The 18,614-nt window shown below is 70.2% G+C and carries 13 protein-coding genes; 3 read left to right on the forward strand and 10 right to left on the reverse strand.

Features of this window, described 5'->3' with window-relative positions:
* Positions 1 to 129: 129 nt before the first annotated feature.
* A complete protein-coding gene (locus tag ACQP0N_RS18815; protein WP_433112258.1) occupies positions 130 to 1,215 on the reverse strand; it encodes a GTP pyrophosphokinase in 1,086 nt (361 codons plus the stop codon).
* A gap of 155 nt (positions 1,216 to 1,370) precedes the next feature.
* Here ACQP0N_RS18815 and ACQP0N_RS18820 point away from each other — a divergent pair, with 155 nt between their 5' ends.
* Entirely contained in the window at positions 1,371 to 2,153 is a 783-nt protein-coding gene (locus ACQP0N_RS18820) for a GIY-YIG nuclease family protein (RefSeq protein ID WP_433112261.1), read from the forward strand.
* A gap of 249 nt (positions 2,154 to 2,402) precedes the next feature.
* On the opposite strand, the gene ACQP0N_RS18825 is transcribed toward ACQP0N_RS18820, so the two are convergent.
* Entirely contained in the window at positions 2,403 to 4,781 is a 2,379-nt protein-coding gene (locus tag ACQP0N_RS18825) for a galactose-binding domain-containing protein (protein ID WP_433112264.1), read from the reverse strand.
* Between the two features lie 151 nt (positions 4,782 to 4,932).
* Positions 4,933 to 5,520: a TetR/AcrR family transcriptional regulator gene (locus tag ACQP0N_RS18830; RefSeq protein WP_433112267.1), complete on the reverse strand. Its 588-nt coding sequence runs from the start codon at positions 5,518 to 5,520 to the stop codon at positions 4,933 to 4,935.
* Positions 5,521 to 5,637: 117 nt separating this feature from the next.
* On the opposite strand from ACQP0N_RS18830, the gene ACQP0N_RS18835 reads away from it, so the two are divergent.
* Positions 5,638 to 6,837 (forward strand): FAD-dependent monooxygenase, encoded by a 1,200-nt coding sequence (locus tag ACQP0N_RS18835; RefSeq protein ID WP_433112270.1) that lies wholly within the window; start codon positions 5,638 to 5,640, stop codon positions 6,835 to 6,837.
* A gap of 72 nt (positions 6,838 to 6,909) precedes the next feature.
* Here ACQP0N_RS18835 and ACQP0N_RS18840 read toward each other — a convergent pair whose 3' ends face one another.
* From ACQP0N_RS18840 to ACQP0N_RS18850, 3 genes are all read right to left on the reverse strand, one after another.
* The gene (locus ACQP0N_RS18840; protein WP_433112273.1) at positions 6,910 to 8,763 is read right to left on the reverse strand and encodes an adenylyl cyclase; all 1,854 of its coding nucleotides are present in this window, start codon (positions 8,761 to 8,763) and stop codon (positions 6,910 to 6,912) included.
* A 216-nt stretch (positions 8,764 to 8,979) separates the two neighbouring features.
* Positions 8,980 to 9,666, reverse strand: coding sequence for a maleylpyruvate isomerase N-terminal domain-containing protein (locus tag ACQP0N_RS18845; protein WP_433112276.1), 687 nt, complete (start codon positions 9,664 to 9,666; stop codon positions 8,980 to 8,982).
* A 74-nt stretch (positions 9,667 to 9,740) separates the two neighbouring features.
* Complete coding sequence (locus ACQP0N_RS18850) at positions 9,741 to 10,544, reverse strand: alpha/beta fold hydrolase (RefSeq protein ID WP_433112279.1); 804 nt, start codon at positions 10,542 to 10,544, stop codon at positions 9,741 to 9,743.
* Between the two features lie 110 nt (positions 10,545 to 10,654).
* Between ACQP0N_RS18850 and ACQP0N_RS18855 the strand changes: the two genes are divergently transcribed.
* Positions 10,655 to 13,696 (forward strand): BTAD domain-containing putative transcriptional regulator, encoded by a 3,042-nt coding sequence (locus tag ACQP0N_RS18855; RefSeq protein ID WP_433112282.1) that lies wholly within the window; start codon positions 10,655 to 10,657, stop codon positions 13,694 to 13,696.
* 19 nt (positions 13,697 to 13,715) lie between these two features.
* On the opposite strand, the gene ACQP0N_RS18860 is transcribed toward ACQP0N_RS18855, so the two are convergent.
* The 4 genes from ACQP0N_RS18860 to ACQP0N_RS18875 all read right to left on the reverse strand — a co-directional run bounded on the left by ACQP0N_RS18860 (position 13,716) and on the right by ACQP0N_RS18875 (position 18,554).
* Positions 13,716 to 14,270, reverse strand: a complete 555-nt coding sequence (locus ACQP0N_RS18860; protein WP_433112285.1) for a dihydrofolate reductase family protein — start codon at positions 14,268 to 14,270, stop codon at positions 13,716 to 13,718.
* Positions 14,271 to 14,343: 73 nt separating this feature from the next.
* On the reverse strand, positions 14,344 to 14,922 hold the full coding sequence (locus tag ACQP0N_RS18865; RefSeq protein ID WP_433112288.1) for a hypothetical protein: 579 nt from the start codon (positions 14,920 to 14,922) through the stop codon (positions 14,344 to 14,346).
* A 17-nt stretch (positions 14,923 to 14,939) separates the two neighbouring features.
* On the reverse strand, positions 14,940 to 16,775 hold the full coding sequence (locus ACQP0N_RS18870) for a S9 family peptidase (RefSeq protein WP_433112291.1): 1,836 nt from the start codon (positions 16,773 to 16,775) through the stop codon (positions 14,940 to 14,942).
* Positions 16,776 to 18,554 (reverse strand): N-acetylglutaminylglutamine amidotransferase, encoded by a 1,779-nt coding sequence (locus ACQP0N_RS18875; protein ID WP_433112294.1) that lies wholly within the window; start codon positions 18,552 to 18,554, stop codon positions 16,776 to 16,778.
* Positions 18,555 to 18,614: the final 60 nt, after the last annotated feature.

Below are 18,614 nucleotides of genomic sequence, written 5' to 3' on the forward strand. Positions count from 1 at the left end.
TCAGTTCGGCTGAACCATCGCAAGCGTCGGACCCGATGCACGTCAAAATGGCGATCGACCACGTAGCCGAACATCTACACAAGAACCCGCGCTGTCGCACGAGTCCTACACCTGCTAGGCACCTACTATTCAAGCCGTCTCGGCCTGGGCCGCCTCCGCCCTAGCTCGGGCCTTCTCATATGACAACGTGGACGTTATCTGACTCAGAAGCTGCCGGCCCTCCTCTTCCGGACGTAGCGCTGCCTCTAACATAAGATAGAAGAGAAGACACCCGCCCATCGGAACGGTTTCCCGCTTCTGAGACGCCTTGTACTGAGCCAAGAAAGCGACGAAGAGCGATTCGCGATCGCGCAAGGAATTTTCGATGTGCCCGATGCTCTGAAATCCAAATTCTTGCAGGAGAACGGCCAACCTAGAGGCGTACTTCCGACTTGGCTTACTCGCAATTTTAGCGTCACAGTATATTTCTGCAACGAGCCTGACGTCAAAACTACGGATAAGATCCGATTTAGATATAAAAGCGGAGATCGAATCGCGATTGACGGGAACATCGCCTGGTTCGTCACGTACGGCAACACCTACCGAGGCTTGATAGCTTTCGAGATCACCCCGGATTTGCTGAAACTCGGTGTCGGCGAGTTCCAAGAGTCCTGCGAGACGCGAGAAGCGCCGGCGAACGCTAGAGGGCAACTCTTCTTTAGATTTATAACCGAGATCGTGCTCGATCTCGGCCCATGCATGTTGCAAGATAGTTCGAATCTGGATTTCGAATTTAAAGTTCTGATACTTCTTGAAATCGCGGAGAGAGCATTGCTCACGTCGCACTCGAACAACATAATGAGCCGACAAGTAGCCGAACCGATCAGGATCCAACAAGGCGCGCTTGTCGACCGAGTTGTCCCGATCAACGTCAAACTCCTGTTCGATCAAGGAAGCTACGACGTCAACTTCGTCGGGAAAGAAAGTAATAACACGAACGCCCAAAACGTCCGTCATGTCCCCTAGCGAATAGTCGCTCTTTACCTTATTGACAATCTTTTGCTCCGCATGCGAGCGACTCTTGGTTCTCTTTTCAACCGAGTGCAGATGGAGGCCTGCATCGCCAGCCAACTCCAAGATCCATTCACGCACCTTCGGGCCTAGCGACCCGGCGAGTTCGGCCACCTGCCGCCACTCATCGTCGTCAACCACGGCACTGCCCACGTTCTCGCCCATGCCTAGATCTTTACAAGCGAGGCTAGAGCTTTCAAGATCCCGCAGCTACGTGCCCAGCACTTCCCAGGTTTCCGGCGTCCGGCGTTGCGCCTCCCGAGCGAAGCAAGATCAGCGTAGGCTAAGCGGTCAACCACCCCCAACGCTCGGAGGCATGCATGCCCCACGATCCCTGGATCGATCTCTCAACGACATCGCTCCCGCGGGAAGTGCAAGCCATCCGGCACGCCATCGCACTCGCACTGAAGGCAATGGACCCACAGCGTCCTGGTCAGACAATTGGACAAGCAAGAGCAGGGGTATACGCCTTCTACGACTTCGACGGCGAGCCGCTTTACGTCGGCCAAACCGCTGAAGGATTCGGTATGAGGATTGGCCGGCACCTTACAGGACAGCGATCGGACGCAGTTGCGAGACACGTTCTAGACCCTTTTGAGGTGCAGACAGTTTCCATGTGGTCATTGCCTGAAATTGGCGCACTACCCTTCAGGGAACGAAAGGCCGCGCTAGATCCATACGGCTTCACCGTGTACCACAAATTGCTCGCTCAAAGTTCTTTCGGTGCAATCCTAAACGAAGGCGACATTCACCCCGGGCCGCTTCAGGAACTTCCCGAACCCGTTGTAAGGATTATCGTTCCCAGTGATATATTCCCTGACCGCAGTCACCCCGATGTGAGAATCGCTCGACAGGCACGCACCCTCTCGCTGCTCGCTAATAGCATCACCGAGCGAAGGGTCTCCAGTGGCTTGCGCAGGACACTTGTGACGCAGACCGCCCGCTTGAACTCCTTGACTCAACGCAGGCTCGAAGCGCTTGAACGAGATCTTCAGGCAGTCGACGAAATGGACGTGCCTATTCCCGAAGATTCCCTTGCTGAACCTGACTACTTTTCAGAATTTGACGAATCCGACGATTCGACGGGTAATTTACCGGACTAAGCCACGAGAAACCTACCCGCCAGGTCCGGCAAACGGGTCCTGAGGTGCCGACGCAAGTTCATCCGGGTGCCGCCCTGCAAGGCATCCCTCAGTAGAGGCTCCAGCGGAGCGCTGATGCTCTATCCACCACGACAGCCCGGTCAGCGAAAGCAGTTCGATCTGCGGCCCAAATGTGGGCCTCAATCGAGATGAGCCGCGCTGGGTGCGAAGCGGCCGCCGGTCGGCGTCCGGCGGCCGCCCCACGTCCGGTCAGCTCGCGTACACCTCAAGTGCCGCCAGTTGCCCGGCCGGCCAGCCGGTGTTACCGGTAACCGTGATCCGCACATACCGAGCCTGCGCGGCGCTGAACGTCAGCGACACCGAGTTGCCCGTAGACGGATCGAACGTCCGCCCCGCCGCCCCAACCAGCGTCCCGAAGCTCGAACCGTCCGTGCTGCCGGCAACGGCGACGGTCTGCGTCCGAGCACCCCAGGCCGACGACGGCGGCAGCTTGAGCACCACCCGCCCGACCGTGCGCGCAGCGCCCAGGTCGACCTGCACCCACTGCGGGAAGGCGTTGTTGGCGCTCTCCCAGTAGCTGTTGGCGTCGCCGTCGACCACGTTGCCCGAGCCGTAGCTCTGGACGTGGCTGCTCTCGCTGGTGGTCCGGCCGCGGGCCAGGTCGGAGTTGGCGGGGGCATCGGTGGTCACGGTGACCGCGTTCGACGCGCTTGAGGTGTTGCCGCCCGCGTCACGCGCCACGACCGTAAAGGTGTACGAGGTCGACGCGCTGAGCCCACTCACGGTCGCCGTGGTGCCCGTGACCGTGGCGACGACCGTGCCGCCCTGGCGTACCTGGTAACCGGTCACCCCCTTGTCGTCGGTCGACGCCGTCCAGGCCAGGGAGACGCTGCTCGACGTCTTGGCGGTCACCGCGAGATTGCTCGGGGCGGTCGGTGGGTTGTCCGTGGTGGCGCTGGATCCGTACACCTCGACCTTGGCGAGCTGGCCCGCCGGCCAGCCGGTGTTTCCGGCGATGCTCAGCCGGACGTAGCGGGCCGTGGTGGTCGTCAGCGTGCGGCTGACGGTGTTGCCGGTCGCCGGGTCGAAGGCGAACGCCGAGGCCCCGGCGATGGTGGAGAAGGAGCTGCCGTCGACGCTGCCCTGCACGGTGATGGTCTGAGTCCGCGCGCCCCAGCCGGCGGGGAGCCGCACCACGAGGCGACTGACCTGCTGGCTGGCGCCCAGGTCGACCTGCCACCAGTGCGGGAACGCGCCGCCGCCGCTCTCCCAGTAGCTGCCGGCGTCGGAGTCCACCGCGTTCGGGGCGACGAAGGAGCCGTTCTGGCTGCTGGCCGAGGTGGACCGGCCGGCCGCAAGGTCGCCGCTGGTCGGGGGTGGGGTGCCGACCATGGGCGGGGTGGGGCGGGTCGCGGTGAGGGCGAGTTGTCCCTTGAGCATGCGGCCGCCGTCGGCGGTGATCCGCAGGTAGTAGTCGGAGGAGCAGGCGACGCCGTCCTCGTCCAGGGCGCGGATGTTCGCGCCGGCCGGCGTGGTCGCCTGCGTCTCGGAGGTCTTGGCGATCTGGTTGCCCTCGTTGTACTCGTCGAACATGGACACGTAGAGGCCCTGGGAGCCGAGCCGGACCATGTTGTAGATGTGCCGCCAGTAGAAGTCGCCGTGGCGGCGGTGCCCACCGGCCAGGTCGCCGGGCATCACGCAGGGCAGGTAGTCGATACCGCGCGCCGCGCAGTCGGCCATGTCGCCGATGTTGACGTTGTTGTAGTACGAGTCGAGGCCTTCGAGGGTGTCGGTCCGGTAGACCATCCACGGCGAGATCGCGTTGAAGGCGTGGTAGACGTCGAGGAAGCCGGCGCGGGAATCCTCCCGACCCTCCCGCCACCAGGTGGGTACGCCGCCGATGACGTAGCAGCCTTGCGCCTTGAACCAGTTGATGACCTCCAGGCAGGGCCCGGGGGTGAAGGGGCGGCTGGATTCGCTGAAGCCGAAACCCCAGATGCAGACGACGGGCTTGCCGTTCTGGCGGGCGTACGCGCTGGACGCGGTGTGCGTCGACATCTTGTTCAGCCAGTCGGTCTTGATGTCCGACTGCATCGTGAGCCAGTCGGTGACGTCGTACATGATGTAGAACTTGCGGTTGTAGCGCTCGGCCGCCGCGCGGACCTTGAGCGTCATGGCGTCGCGGGTCGGCCCCTCGTCGCCCGTCGGGTTGAAGCGTTGCAGGGCGGCGGTGTCGCAGCCGTACTCCTGCATCCAGCGGAAGTGGGTGTCCACGGTCTGCTGGTCGTAGGAGGAGAAGAGGGTGGCCGGCGATCCGTTGCCGAGGTTCGGGTACGCGGTGGGGTAGCTGCGCGTGTACTCGCGCATGTCCGGCCAGGACACGATCGTGGTGTTGCTGGGCGACGGCGGCTGGAAGCGGTCACGGCTCCAGTGCCACCAGCCGCCGATCGGCGCGGAGTCGCCGGGGGCGCTGAACCAGCCCTGGTAGCCGACGGTGACCTTGCCGACCACGTCGCCGGGAGGACTGGCGGCCTGGGCGGGGCTGGCGAGGAGCTTCGTGGTGGAGGCGGCGGCGAGGGCGGAACCCGCCAACACGGACGTGACGAACCTGCGGCGGGTTACCGCCATGACGACCACTCCTTCGGGACGGAAGGCATTGACGGCCATCGTGGCAGCATCGAATGCCACCCCGCAAGAGTACGACTGATCAATGAAATTTTGAGTCAGACCGGCGGAAGGGTCGGAGGTCGCGCGACGGCGCGGCCACCCGGAGCCGGGTTCAGGGCTGCCTCGGCTGCGGTCGGAGCCCGTCCAGGATCACCGCGAGATAGGCCTCGGAGAGACTTCGCGAGGCGGACGCCGACCGCGCGATCGCGTAGGTCAACTCGTTGATCAGCACGGCGACGACAGCCACGTCGAGGTCCGTACGGATCACCCCCTCGTCGCGGGCCCTGGTGATCAGATCGAGTCCGACCCTGTCGAGGGCCGCCCGCTGCGCGGCGGTTGCGGGCAACTCCATCACCCCGAGCCGCTCGCCCATGACCCAGTGAGCGGACTGGAACGCCATCGCCTCGACCAGGAACCCACGAAGAGCCTGCTCGGCGTCCGGCTCGGACAGCGCGGCCCGACCTCGTCGGATGAGCGGTTCGAGCAGGTCGGCCACGGCGGCGTCGACGAGCGCCTCCTTGCTGCCGAAGGTACGGACGACGGTGGCGGCACCGACGCCCGCCCGCTGCGAGATCACGGCGACGGTGATGGCCGCGCCGCCCTCGGCGAGGAGCGCCTTGGTCGCCTCCAGCACGAGGTGGCGGTTGCGGACGGCGTCCGTCCTACGTCGAGGCACACCGCCCTCGGAAGGGGTTGACATCTGAAACGTCCATTCCATATCGTTAAGTGGAACGAGCATTTCACTTAGCCTACGAGACCCGCCCGGACGGCGCAAACCCGTCCGCGTACCCCTCGACAGCCCAGAGAGCAGGAGCCGATGAACCGGCGGATTCTCATCTCCGGAGCCAGTATCGCCGGGCCGGCCCTCGCGTTCTGGTTGGCCCGGTTCGGGTTCTCTCCCACCGTGGTCGAGCGTGCGCCCCGGCTGCGCGAGGGCGGCAACGGCGTCGACGTACGCGGGCAGGCCGTACACGTCGCCGAGCGGATGGGCATCCTGCCGCTGGTCCGCGCGGCGGCGGCGGACGTCGTCGGCCTGTCGTTCGTGGACGGGGCCAACCGGAGTGTGGCGCGCCTCGACCTGCGGGCCATCCAACGTCGAGCCGGCGACGCCGATGTCGAGATCATGCGGGGCGACCTTGCCGCGATCCTCCACGAGGCGACGAGGAACGACGTCGAGTACGTCTTCGACGACTCCATCCGGCGGATGGACCAGGACGACGACGGAGTCACGGTCACCTTCGAGCGCGGGCCGACCCGACGCTTCGACCTGGTGGTGGGCGCCGACGGCACCCACTCCACCGTGCGGCGTCTGGCCTTCGGCCCGGAGGCGCGATTCCTCACCTACCTGGGCCACCACTTCGCATTCGCCGAGGCCGACCCCGGGCTGGGCGAGAAGCGGTGGGTGACGCTCTACAACCTGCCGGGCCGGGCCGTCTCGATCTACCGCTCCGGCAACCATCCCGGCGCGAAGGTCCACTTCATGTTCCGCAGCAGGCCCCTGACGTACGACCATCGGGACGTCGAGCAGCAGAAGCGGTTGCTCACCGAGGCGTTCACGGATGTGCCGTGGCTCGTACCGGAGTTGCTGACGGGAGCACTCGCCGATCCCGACTTCTACTTCGATTCGCTGAGCCAGGTGCGGATGCCGTCGTGGTCGTCGGGGCGGGTGGTGCTCGCCGGCGACGCCGCCCACTGCGCCTCACCGGCGGCGGGTGCCGGAGCGACGCTGTCGCTCGTCGGCGCCTACCGCCTCGCCGGAGAGCTCTCGTCGGCTGCCGGGGATCATCGGGTCGCGTTTCACCGGTACGAGCAGGGCTATCGCAAGACGGTGGAGCGACATCAGTCGAACCTGTTTCTCGGCCTGCTCGCCCCGAAGAGCCGCCCCGGCATCTGGGCGCGCAACACGATGGCCCGGCTGCCGATCCTTGGTGCCCTGGCGGGGGTGGAAGGTCGCCTACAGCCCCGGACGCCGCCGCTGCCGGGCTACGGGCCGGCTGCGGGCTCCTCCCGGACCTGACAACGACCCCCGGCCCGCCGCGACGGACCGACGGGGGCCGGAAGCGCCTCGGCTCCGACCCCCGTCGGGACGCTACGAAGCCGGGTACTGCGCCAGGTAGACCGGCACGCCGACCTTCGTCATGTCGGCCGCGTCGCCGACGCCGTTGACGACGTGGTCGATCGTGCCGGCGCTCAGGTTGACGGTCATGATGTGGTGCAGCCGCACACCCGGCCGGTTCGGCACCTCGAACCCGTCTTCGGTGTGGATCGACGGGTTGTTCTGGTTGAACACGTACACCCCGCCGCCGTAGAGGTCGTGGTGGCGTACCCGGTCGCCGACCTTGTAGCCGGCGTACCCCTCGACCGGGCCGTTCATCCAGTCGGCCTGCGTCGGCGGGTCGTACGGCAGCTCGTTCTGGTAGAGGACCGTGGTGCCGTGCTCGCCGTTCCAGACAGTGTTGTAGCGCTGGAAGTGCTCGACGAAGAGGCCGGTGGCGGTCACGTGGTCGCCGTTGATGACCGCGCCGTACCGACCGGTGTTGGTGCGCCAGCGGTCGGTGTCACCGTTGACGCCCTCGGTGAAGCCCTCGACGCCGTGGTCGCCGCGCCACACCCAGGTGTGGTCGATCAGGACGTTGTCGCTGTTGACCTCCAGGGCGGTGTTCGTCCGACCGATGTGCGGGCCGCCGACCCGGAAGTACACGTCGGACAGCGTGGTGGGGTTGGCCGCGCTGCTGGCGTCGTGCCCGTGCTGCCGGCCCACCCGCAGCAGCACCGGCGACTCGACCGTACCGGCGTCGATCGTGACGCCCGCGACGATGACACCGGGCACTCCGGCGACGTCCAGCGGGACGGCGCCGTTCACGGCCGTGAGGGTGGCGTGGCCGATGCCGAGCACCACCGTGTTGGCCCGCCGGATCTCGATGCTACGGGCGATGTCGTAGACGCCGGGGGTGAGCAGCAGGTGCTTGCCGCGCGCGAGCTGCGCGTTGATCACGCGCACCGGGTCGGACGGCTTCGCGATGAAGAAGTCGTCGATGCCGATGGTCCGTCCGGGGGTCATGCCGTTCGCCCACGAGACGCCCCGGCTGTCGCGCTGCGCGGCCGGCACCCGCACGTTGTAGTGGCCCTTGGCGTCCACGAACAGGTACGGCTTCTCCCGGCTCACCGGGGTCGTGTCGAGGGTGGTGTACGGCGGGTCGGGGAACGTGGCGTCGTCCGGAGCGCCCTCGACGCCCGCGAACACCTGGTTCCACACCGCGTTGGACCACCCGGCGACCTCGCTGTTGCGGGTGAGCCACTGCTGCTGGGAGCCGTTGGTGGTGGCGGGCAGCCGGGAGTCGGCGATGAAGCCGCCGCTGGCGTACTGCGGGCCGGCCGTGCAGTAGTCCATCAGGGACAACCCGCCGCCGGTGATGTTGAGCCGGCGCATCGAGACCGCCTGGGACACCGCCCAGAAGTTCGCCGTCGAGCGGCAGCCGTCCTGGCCGGCGGCGTTGACGGTGAGCGAGAGGTTCGACAGGGTGCGCCAGAAGTTGACAAGCGCGAGGCAGTTGCCGGTGCCGCCGTCGGCGAGGCAACGGTTGTAGACCTCGATCTTGCCGTTCACGGCGACGTCGGTGGGGGACGCGCCGAGGCCGGCGACCTCGGTGTAGTAGCCGACCTTCGCCTGCAACGGCTGCTCGGCCGTGCCGTAGCTGCCCGGCTTGAAGAGGTACGCGTGCCGCTCGGTGCCCATCTCGTTGTCGACCTGGCGGGCGTGCGCGGCGTCGAGGGTCTGCTGGATCTCCCCGACCGACATGGACGGGTCGAAGATGGTCACGTTCGGCCCGAAATCGGGTGCGCTGTGCGTCGGGCGGTCGGCGCTGGCCGCGGTGCCGCTCACGGTGACGGCGGCGGCCACCAGCAGGGCAAGGGTGAAGGTACGTCGGGACGGGCTCGTCATGTGGTTCGTCCTATCGACTGGGCGGACCATGGGCGCACTCAACGGTGAGAGCGCTCTCTGACCCGTTTCTACCCGCTCGACGCCCCGTACGCCATCGCCCCCGTCCCCTCCCCCCACCACCCGCCCCCGCGATCTTGCACTTTGTGCTGACGATTCGTGCCCTTGGATGGGTTATGTCGCCGCAGAAAGTGCAAGATCGCGCAAAGGGGCGCGGGGTCAGCCCAGGGTCAGGGGGCGTAGGCCCAGGTGGTCGAGGGCATCGCGGTCGTTGGCGGTGGTAGGCGCGCGGCCGGTTGCCTTGCGGAGGAGGGTGGTCGGGTCTCCGGTGGCGTCGACCGCGACCCGCCACTGCGGGCCGAAGAGCAGGCGCAGCAGGTGTTCGGTGGCGGCCGGGGTGAGCCACGGCTCGCGGGGCACCGCGTCGGCGACGTCGAGCCCGTGCAGGACCACCTCGACCAGGCGGGTCGTCAGGAAGTCCGACAACAGCATGGCGTCGCCGTGTCGGGTCCGGACCACCCGGCCGGCAGGCTCGCCGCGGCACACCTCGACGACGGTCCGCCCGGTGTCCGCGAGATCCCGCACGAGTGTCGCCGCGTCCGGGTCGGCCGCGCGACGCTGCGCCGTGCGTACCCGCTCGTCGTTCGTGTCGTCGCTGAACCGCCCGTCCGCGCGGTAGTACTCCGCCGCCGTGGTCCCGGCCCGCCCGGGAGCGGGCGCCGCCACCATGTCCGGCACCCGCGAGAGTACGACGATCACGTGCCCCACCACGTCACGTACCCGCCACGGGTCGCAGCGCGTCGGCCGCTCCCACCCCGCCCCCGACACCTGAGCCAGCGCACCGACAAACGCGTCGATCTCTGAACCCAGCATGGACAGAACAGCCCCACCATCGTCGACCTTCACGGCCCCATCCTGCCCCACCCACCCACCTCCCCGCGATCTTGCACTTTGTGTCGACGTTCTGCGGCATTTACGCCCTATGCCGCGACAGAAAGTGCAAGATCGCGGGGAGGAACGGGGGCGGGGGTGGGGTCGTCGAGGAACTCGTCGATCATGGGGACCAGCCAGTCGGCGCGGTGCGGGATCGTGGTGTGGGTGGTGCCGGGCAGGATGGCCAGGCGACAGGCGGGTAGGCCGGTCAGGTCGCCAGGCACCGCGCCGCCGAGCAGCCGGAACATCCGTACCGCGTGTTCGGGCTGGACGATGTCCGCGTCGGCCAGCACGAGCATGGTCGGTACGGCCAGGGCCGCGATCTGCTCGGGCGTCCAGCGGGGCAGGTTCGCGTCCAGCACCTTCATCTTGGTGACCAGGTTGGCCCAGCCGGCCGGGTCCGGTGCGGTCCGCAGGTACTCGTCGTGGAACTCCGACCCGTGCAGGTGCTCCGGTCGCAGGTCCTGGATGCCGTCGAGCAGCCCGGGGTGCAGGCCCGCGTCGTCGAAGCTCACCGAGGCGAGCACCAGCCGCCTCACCCGGTCGGCGTGGTCGGTGCCCAGGCGCAGCGCCACCGCCGCGCCCATGCTCCACCCGTACACGTCGGCCTGGTCGACGCCGAGGCGGTCGAGCAGCTCGACCACGTCGGCGGCGAAGTGCTCGACGGTCAGTGGACGGTCGACGTCCGGGGTGTGGCCGTGCGCCTGCAACTCCACGGCGATCACCCGCCGGGACCGGGCGAGCAGCGGCAGGATCGTGCCGAACGAGGTGCCGATGCCGGAGAGCGCGCCGTGGATGAGCAGCAGCGGCCGGCCCTCGCCGGCGCCGTGGGTCTCGTGGTAGATGTCCATGCCCACACGGTGCGCCGGCCCGCTTACGGTCCGCTTCAGGTCGGCTTACCGGCGTTCGGAACTGTGCCGAACCGTCCGGTCCGACCGAGAACGTCGATACAGACCATAGGATGACCGCCGTGCAGTTCGGGGTGCTCGGGCCGCTCGCCGTCACCACGGACGCCGGCGAGCCGGTGGTGGTGCCCGGCGCCAAGGTCCGCGTCCTCCTGGCCGACCTGCTCACCAACCGCAACCAGGTCGTCTCCGCCGACCGGCTCATCGACGACCTGTGGGGTGACGACTCCCCCGCCAACCCCACCGGGGCGCTCCAGGTGCGGGTGTCGCAGCTGCGCAAGGCGCTCAACGACGCCGAGCCGGGTGCCCGCGACCTCGTCGAGTCCCGCGCTCCCGGCTACCTGTTGCGGGCCGGGACGGTCGACGCCGACCGGTTCGCCGAGCTGGCCCGGCACACCGACGTCGGCCCGCTGACCGAGGCGTTGGCGCTGTGGCGGGGCGAGGCGTACGCCGACGTGGCCGACGCCGAGTTCGTCCGCGCCGAGGCGACCCGCCTCGCCGAGCAGCGTCTCGCCGTGCACGAGCGGCTGGCCGAGGCGCGGGTGGCCCGGGGCGAGCACGACCTGGCCGCCGCCGACCTGGCCGAGCTGGTGGCCCGCAATCCCCTGCACGAAGGGCTGCGGGCGGTGCAGCTCCGCGCGCTGTACGCGGCCGGTCGCCAGTCCGAGGCGCTGGACAGCTACGCCGACCTGCGGGACCGGCTCGCCGACGAGCTGGGCCTCGACCCGAGCCCCGAACTGGTCGCCCTGCACCGCCGCATCCTCGAACAGGACGCCGGTCTGAGCGCGCCGCCGAAGGCCGCGATCATCCGCAACAGCCTGCCGGCGCAGCTCGACGAGCTGGTCGGCCGGGCCGAGGCGTTGACCGAGCTGCGAGCCCTGCTGCCCGGGCAGCGCCTCGTCACGCTGGTCGGGCCGGGTGGTGTCGGCAAGACCCGGCTGGCCACCGAGGCCGCCCGTACCCAGTCTCCGCCGGACGGCGTCCTGCTGGTCGAGCTGGCGCCGCTGCCGGCCGGCGACCCGGGCGTCGCCGAGCAGGTGCTCGGCGCGCTTGACGTTCGCGAGGCCGCCGGTGCCAGCCTGTCCCCCACCGACCGGCTCGTCACGGCGCTGCGCCAACGGCATCTGCTGCTGGTCCTGGACAACTGCGAACACGTCGTCGAGCCGGTCGCCGCGCTGGTCGCCCGGCTGCTGCGCGACGCGCCCGGGGTGCACGTGCTCGCCACCAGCCGGGAGCCCCTCGGTCTGACGGGCGAACTGCTCTGGGACGTACCCCCGTTGTCGTTGCCGCCGTCGGACGGTGACCCGGACGCGGTCCGGCGCTCGGCGGCGGCCCGGTTGTTCGCCGCCCGCGCCGCCGCCCAGCAGCGCGGTTTCCGCCTCGACGAGCGCACCGCGCCGGCCGTCGCCCAGCTCTGCCGTCGCCTGGACGGTCTGCCGCTGGCCCTGGAGCTGGCCGCGACCCGGGTGCGCGCCCTGGGCGTGCAGGGCGTGGTGGAACGCCTCGACGACCGATTCCGGCTGCTCAGCACCCCGCAACGCGACGTGCCACCACGCCAGCGGACACTGACCGCGGTGATCGGTTGGAGTTGGGACCTGCTCGACGAGACCGACCGGCAGGTGCTCGCCCGGCTCGCGGTGTTCCGCGACGGCTGCACGCCGGAGGCCGCCGAGCTGGTGTGCCGCACCGACCTGGACGCCCTCGCCCGGCTGGTGGACCGGTCGCTGGTGGTGTTGGACGACGCACCGGACGGGCCGCGGTACCGGCTGCTCGAATCGGTCGCCGCGTTCTGCCTGGACCGCCTCGACGACGCCGACGAGGTCCGGACGCGGCACGCCGGCTACTACACCGAACTGGCCGAGCGCGCCGACCCGGAGTTGCGCGGGCCCGAGCAGCGGCGGTGGCTGGCGCTGCTGGACGCCGAGACGGCGAACCTGCGCGCGGCGCTGGCCCACGGGGGCGGGTTGCGACTGGCGGTCGCGCTGAGCTGGTACTGGTATCTGCGCGGCCGGCCCACCGAGGCGTGTCGGGCCCTGGCCGTAACCGGCGACCCGGAGCAGGAGCGGAGAGCGGCGCCCTGGCGGGTCGGGTTCGCGCTGCTGCGGGGCGCGGCGGTCGCACCGGCCGATGTCCGGGCGGCGGTCGCCGGCGACCCGGGCGGCCGGGGCGCGTGGTTCGCGGCGAACGCGCTGATCGAGCAGAGTGACCTGGCACTGGCCATGGAGCTGATGCCGGCAGACGTCGACTCGTGGACCGAGGCGGCCGTGCTCGCCTCGCAGGCCAAGATCGCGCACGTCGCGGGTGACCAGGCGACCCTGGAGCGGACGGCGACCCGCAGCGCGGCGCTCTTCGCCGAGATCGGCGACCGGTGGGGCCGGCTCCAGGCCACCGAGTGGGTGGGCGGGCTCGCGGAGATGCGCGGCGAGCACGAACGCGCCGCCGCCCTGCACACCGAGGGGCTGCGCTGGGCGCAGGAGTTACGGCTGTGGCCGCAGGTGTGCACCGAACTTTCCTGGCTGGCCTGGTTGGCGGTGCAGACCCGGGACTATTCGCAGGCCCGGGAGCTGGCCGAACGCGCGTACCACCTGGCGGTGCAGCAGGACGCCCCGGGCGCGCTGGTCTTCGCGGAGCTGAGCCTCGGTTTGGCCGCCCGCCGCGACGGCAAGCTCGACCTGGCCGTCACCCACCTCGGCAACCTCGCCGAACGGGGGCGCGCGGAGGCGCGGACCGCGCTGTACCTGCCGCCGGTCCTGGTCGAGCTGGGGCACGCGATCGAGCAGGGTGGCGACCCGGACGCCGCGCTGGCCCTGCACGTCGAGGCGTTCGAGGCCGCCGAGGCGATGGCCGCGCCCCGGGACGCGATCTTCGCGCTGGAGGGGATGGCGTCGGCGGTACGCGTGCCGGAGGTCGCGGCCCGACTGCTCGGCGCGGCAACGGCCGCCCGGCTGGACACCCAGGCGCCGTGCGCTCCGGCCGAACGCGACGAGGTCGACCGGGTGACCGCGCGGGTCCGGGCCGCCCTCGGGCCGGACCGCTTCGACGCGCTCCTAGCCGAGGGCACGAAGCTGAGCCCGGGCGAGGCCCGGGCCCAGCTCTGAGGCGACCGTCGGGGGACGGTCAGGCGGCGCTCTTCGGCCGGTACGTCGCGACGATCACGCCGCTCTTGTGCACCCGCGTGTCGACCAGGTCGAACGACGCCGTGAAGTCGTTCAGCGGCGTCGTCACGCTGGACGCGCCCTGCAAAACGGGGTGGATCCAGAAGCGGACCTCGTCCACCAGGCCCGCGTCGACGAGCTGGGCGGTGACCGAGCCGAAGCCGTACTGGATGATGTTCCTGCCGTCCTGGGCCTTGAGCTTGCGGACCGCCTCGACCAGCTCGCCCTGGAGCACCTCCGTGTTGTTCCAGGTGGGGTCGGTGAGGGTGGTCGAGGCGACGTACTTCTTGACGTTGTTGAAGTAGGCCGCGCCGGTGGTCGGGTCGCTCTCGTCCTGCTGCGGCCAGGCGACGGACATGCCGTCGTAGGTGGCCCGGCCCATCAGCATCGCGTCGGCGGCGTCGGTCAGCTCGCCGGCGAGGCCCATGGCCTCCTCGTCGAAGTACGGCGCGGTCCACATCGGGTTCTCGATGACGCCGTCGAGGGTGATGTAGGTCGAGTTGACGAGCTTGCGCATCGGTATCTCCTGGGTGTCGGTCGTGTTCTCCGGTGACACCCAGGACACTGCCCGGCCCCGCTTACGATTCGCTTCAGGTGCCCTTGCCAGGGTCCGAAAGCGGGTCCGGAAGCGGGTCGGCGAGCGGCTCTACCAGCGGGATCGGCAGCGCCTGCGTGGCCGCCGTGCCGCCGCCGGCGGAGTGTGCCGGCGCGGGCCGGTCGTCGACGCGGCTGTGCAGGCGTCCGCGCCCGGCCGGCCCGGGGCGTCGGGTGACCTCGACGGTCACCATCGCCACCGGTGGTGGTGGGGCGGTGAACCGGCCGACGCCCCAGCGCACCCAGATGGGGATCCGCCCGGCGTCCGCCTCCGCGGTCAGCTTCTGGACCGTACGGGCCCGGTCGGTGTGGTCGACCTCCACCACCACCGGCGGCCCGTCCGGGCGGGCGCACGCCACGTCGAGGACCGAGTGCCGCTGCTGCATCGGCGGCGGCAACGGCAGCACGCTGGGCGCCCGCCGATAGACCCGCCAGCCCTGCGCCAGGGCCCACCGCGCCACCGCGTCGATCACCAGCGCCGTGACCTCGTCCGTGTCCAGGTCGACGAAGGTCAGCTCGGCGAGGGACCGGCCCAGGTCGGCGGCCAGCCGCGCACCATGCGCCGTGACGTCCACCGGCGCAGGATAACGCCTCAGCCGAGGGTGATCACCGTCGTGGCGAGGTGCCGGGTCAGCCAGGAGGTGGTGGCCGTACGCGCCGCCTCGGCGTTGTCGCGGGCCAGGAAGTCGTGCCCCTCACCGGCGAGCACGAGGTGCCCGTGCGGCACGTCCCGGGCGGCGAGCGCCTGCGCCACCTGCGCCGACTCCCCGGCCGGCACGTTGGTGTCGTTCGCGCCGTGGATGAGCATCACCGGCACGTCGAGCTGGTCGATACGGGTCATCGGCGACAGGTCGCGCAGCAGCTCCGCGTCGCGTACCGGGTCGCCGTACTTGCTGACGGCGGCGGCGGCGATCCACGGCTCGGTGCCGCCGTAGAAGGTGCGGAAGTCGGAGATGCCGCACTCGGCCACGCCGGCGGCGAACAGGCCGGGGAAGTTCACCAGCACCGCGAGCACCAGGTAGCCGCCGTAGGAGCGGCCCAGGCAGCCCAGGTGGCCCGGGATCGCGACGCCGCTGTCGACGAGGTGCTCGGCGCACGCCGCCACGTCGGCGATCGCGCCGTACCGGCCGGCGAGGTTGTCGGCGGTGACGAAGGAGCGGCCGAAGCCGGACGAACCGCGCACGTTCGGCGCGAACACGGCGATGCCCTGCGCCACGAGGGCCTGGAACAGCGGGTTGTAGCCGGGGCGTTCCTGCGCCTCCGGGCCGCCGTGCAGGCTGATCGCCGTCGGCCAGGGGCCCGGGCCGGCCGGGCGGTAGAGCCAACCGGACAGCGGCAACCCGTCGTGGGCACGCAGGTCGACCAGCTGCGGCGCGACACCCGGGCCACCCGTACGCGCGGCGTCGGTGTCCGGCCGCAGCGGGCGCGGATCGCCGGTCGCCAGGTCGACCAGCCACACCTCCCGGGGCTGCATCGGCCCCTGCGCGGTGAGGCAGAGCAGGTCACCGCCGTCGGCGAAGACGGCGTCCCCGAGCACCTCGCCGGGGGCCGTCACCGCCCGCTGGACGCCGCTGGTCAGGTCGAACAGGCTCAGCTCGCTGCGCCCGCCGTAGGTGTTCCACAGCAGCGCGGCCCGCTCCCGCCGGGTGTCGAGCGCGACGTGCTCCAGCTCCGCGTCCGGCCGCGCCGCGACGCGCGTCGGGGCCGACGTCGGTCGCGCGAGGTCGACGCGCACCAGCGCCGCCAGCTCCGAGAACGCGTCGGTACGCGCCAGCACGCTCGTCCCGTCGGGGCCGAACCAGCCCTGGTCGGTGCTGCCCCGGCCGGTGTCCGGCAGCAGGCGTACCCGGTCGCCGGTGGTCACGTCGAGCAGTTCCAGCCAGCGGGCGTTACGGGGGCCACGCCGCAGCAGGGCGGACCCGCCGTCGTCGGTGACGTCCAGCAGGGTGAGCAGATCGTCCTCGGCGAGCACCCGCCGGTGCCCGGTCTCGGCGTCGATGAGTACGGCGGCGCTCCGCTCGGCGCTCTCGGTGACCGCCATCAGCGCGCCGCCGGGCAGCCACCGGGACAGGCTCGCGCTGCGGCGGCCGAAGCCGGCGACCTGGCGGAGTCCCGTACCGTCCGGGCGCAGCACCCACAGCTCGGTGCGGGGCGCGCCGCCGGGCGCGACGACGCAGGCCAGCCACTGCCCGTCCGAGGACCAGCTCACCGAGAGGACCGGCTCGTCCCCGCCGGGCAGCGCGACGGCCTCGACGGCGTCCACGTCCCGGAGCCAGACGGCCGGGGCGCCCGCCCGGTCGGACACGTACGCCACCCGCCGGCCGTCCGGCGACGGCGCGGGCGCGAAGTCCTCGCCGGGGGGCGGGGTCACCGCCGGCCGGTGCCGCGCGGGGCGGGTCCGGCGCGGTACCTCGGTCCGTACGCTCATCTATACCCCGATCCGCTGCAACCAGAGCTCGAGCAGCCCGAGCTGCCAGAGCGCGTTGGAACCCAACGTGGTCCGCTGGGCGTTCGGCGTGTCCAGCAACTCCTCCAGGTAGTCCTTGCGGAACAGGCCACGCTCGCGCGCCGGGCGCGCGGTCAGCGCGTCCCGGACGTCGTCCAGCAGCGGGCCGGAGAGGTGCCGGATCGCCGGCACCGGGAAGTAGCCCTTGGGCCGGTCGATCACCTCGTCGGGGACGATGCCCCGGCTCGCGGCCTTCAGCACGCCCTTGCCGCCCAGGGCCAGCTTGAGCGCCGGTGGGCAGGCGGCGGCCAGCTCGACGACCTCGTGGTCGAGGAACGGCACCCGGGCCTCCAGCCCCCACGCCATCGTCATGTTGTCGACCCGCTTGACCGGGTCGTCGACGAGCATCACCAGGCTGTCCTGGCGCAGCGCCGCGTCGAGCGCGGTGTCCGCGCCCGGCGCGCCGAAGTGGGCGGTGACGAACTCCAGGCTCGCGTCGTGGTCGAGCATCCACTCGGGCGCCAGGTGGTTGGCCAGCGCGTCGTGGCGACGATCGAAGAACACCCGGGCGTACGCCTCGACGGCGTCCTCGCGGGCGACGTTGGCCATCGGCGGGTACCAGTCGTAGCCGGCGAAGATCTCGTCCGCGCCCTGGCCCGACTGGACGACGGTGATCCGCTTCGAGACCTCCTCGGAGAGCAGGTGGAACGCCACGCAGTCGTGGCTGACCATCGGCTCGCTCATCGCCGCGATGGCGTCGTGCACGGCCGGCACGAAGCGGGCGGCGTCGATGCGGATCTGCTGGTGGTCGGTGTCGAAGTGGCGGGCGATCAGGTCGGAGTAGTGGAACTCGTCGCCGGTCTCCCCCGCCGCCGCCTCGAACCCGATGCTGAAGGTGGCCAGCCCGGTCTGGCCCTGTTCGGCGAGCAGGGCCACGATCAGGCTGGAGTCGAGGCCCCCGGAGAGCAGCACCCCGACCGGCACGTCGGCGACCATCCGCCGTCGTACGGCGGTCCGCAGCGCCGCCATGATCCGTTCCTGCCACTCCTCGGCGGACATGGCCGGCGCGGCGGCGCGGTTGAACTCGGGCCGCCAGTAGACGGTGTCGGTGCTGCGGCCGTCGGCGGTGATCACCCGCACGGTGGCGGGCGGGAGTTTGCGGACGCCGGCCAGGATGGTGCGCGGCGGCGGCACCACCGAGTGGAAGCTCATGTAGTGGTGCAGCGCCACCGGGTCCAGGTCGGTGTCCACGTCACCGGCGGCGAGCAGCGCCGGCAGCGTCGACGCGAAGCGGATGCGGCCCGGCGTCTCGGCCAGGTAGAGGGGTTTGATGCCGAGCCGGTCGCGGGCCAGCACGAGGGTGTGCGTGGCCAGCTCGACCAGGGCGAACGCGAACATCCCGAACAGCCGCTCGACGCACGCCGTCCCCCACCGGTGGTACGCCTTGAGGATCACCTCGGTGTCCGACGTGGACCGGAAGGAGTAGCCGGCGGCGGTCAGCTCGTCGCGCAGCTCCCGGTAGTTGTAGATGCAGCCGTTGAAGACCAGGGCGAGGCCCAGCTCAGCATCGACCATCGGCTGGGCGCCGGTGTCGGACAGGTCGATGATGCGCAGCCGGCGGTGCACCAGCGCCGCCGGGCCGTGCTGCCACCGCCCCTCACCGTCCGGGCCGCGGGAGGACAGGACGGGGAGCATCCGCTCCAGGGCCGCCAGGTCCGGTGACGCCCCGTCGAGGCGGAACTCGCCTCCGATACCGCACATGGCACACACCTCTCATCGGCTCGGTCCGCTCGGGCCGCTGACCGGTCCAGGCTTGGTGGA

Source organism: Micromonospora sp. CA-246542 (assembly GCF_050942905.1).
Classification (GTDB): domain Bacteria; phylum Actinomycetota; class Actinomycetes; order Mycobacteriales; family Micromonosporaceae; genus Micromonospora.

Bases quoted from the DNA above. Each gene is read 5' to 3' on its own strand.
- ACQP0N_RS18815 (WP_433112258.1), bottom strand. From the start codon at position 1,215: ATGGGCGAGAACGTGGGCAGTGCCGTGGTTGACGACGATGAGTGGCGG.
- ACQP0N_RS18820 (WP_433112261.1), top strand. From the start codon at position 1,371: ATGCCCCACGATCCCTGGATCGATCTCTCAACGACATCGCTCCCGCGG.
- ACQP0N_RS18825 (WP_433112264.1), bottom strand. From the start codon at position 4,781: ATGGCGGTAACCCGCCGCAGGTTCGTCACGTCCGTGTTGGCGGGTTCC.
- ACQP0N_RS18830 (WP_433112267.1), bottom strand. From the start codon at position 5,520: ATGTCAACCCCTTCCGAGGGCGGTGTGCCTCGACGTAGGACGGACGCC.
- ACQP0N_RS18835 (WP_433112270.1), top strand. From the start codon at position 5,638: ATGAACCGGCGGATTCTCATCTCCGGAGCCAGTATCGCCGGGCCGGCC.
- ACQP0N_RS18840 (WP_433112273.1), bottom strand. From the start codon at position 8,763: ATGACGAGCCCGTCCCGACGTACCTTCACCCTTGCCCTGCTGGTGGCC.
- ACQP0N_RS18850 (WP_433112279.1), bottom strand. From the start codon at position 10,544: ATGGACATCTACCACGAGACCCACGGCGCCGGCGAGGGCCGGCCGCTG.
- ACQP0N_RS18855 (WP_433112282.1), top strand. From the start codon at position 10,655: ATGACCGCCGTGCAGTTCGGGGTGCTCGGGCCGCTCGCCGTCACCACG.
- ACQP0N_RS18860 (WP_433112285.1), bottom strand. From the start codon at position 14,270: ATGCGCAAGCTCGTCAACTCGACCTACATCACCCTCGACGGCGTCATC.
- ACQP0N_RS18870 (WP_433112291.1), bottom strand. From the start codon at position 16,775: ATGAGCGTACGGACCGAGGTACCGCGCCGGACCCGCCCCGCGCGGCAC.
- ACQP0N_RS18875 (WP_433112294.1), bottom strand. From the start codon at position 18,554: ATGTGCGGTATCGGAGGCGAGTTCCGCCTCGACGGGGCGTCACCGGAC.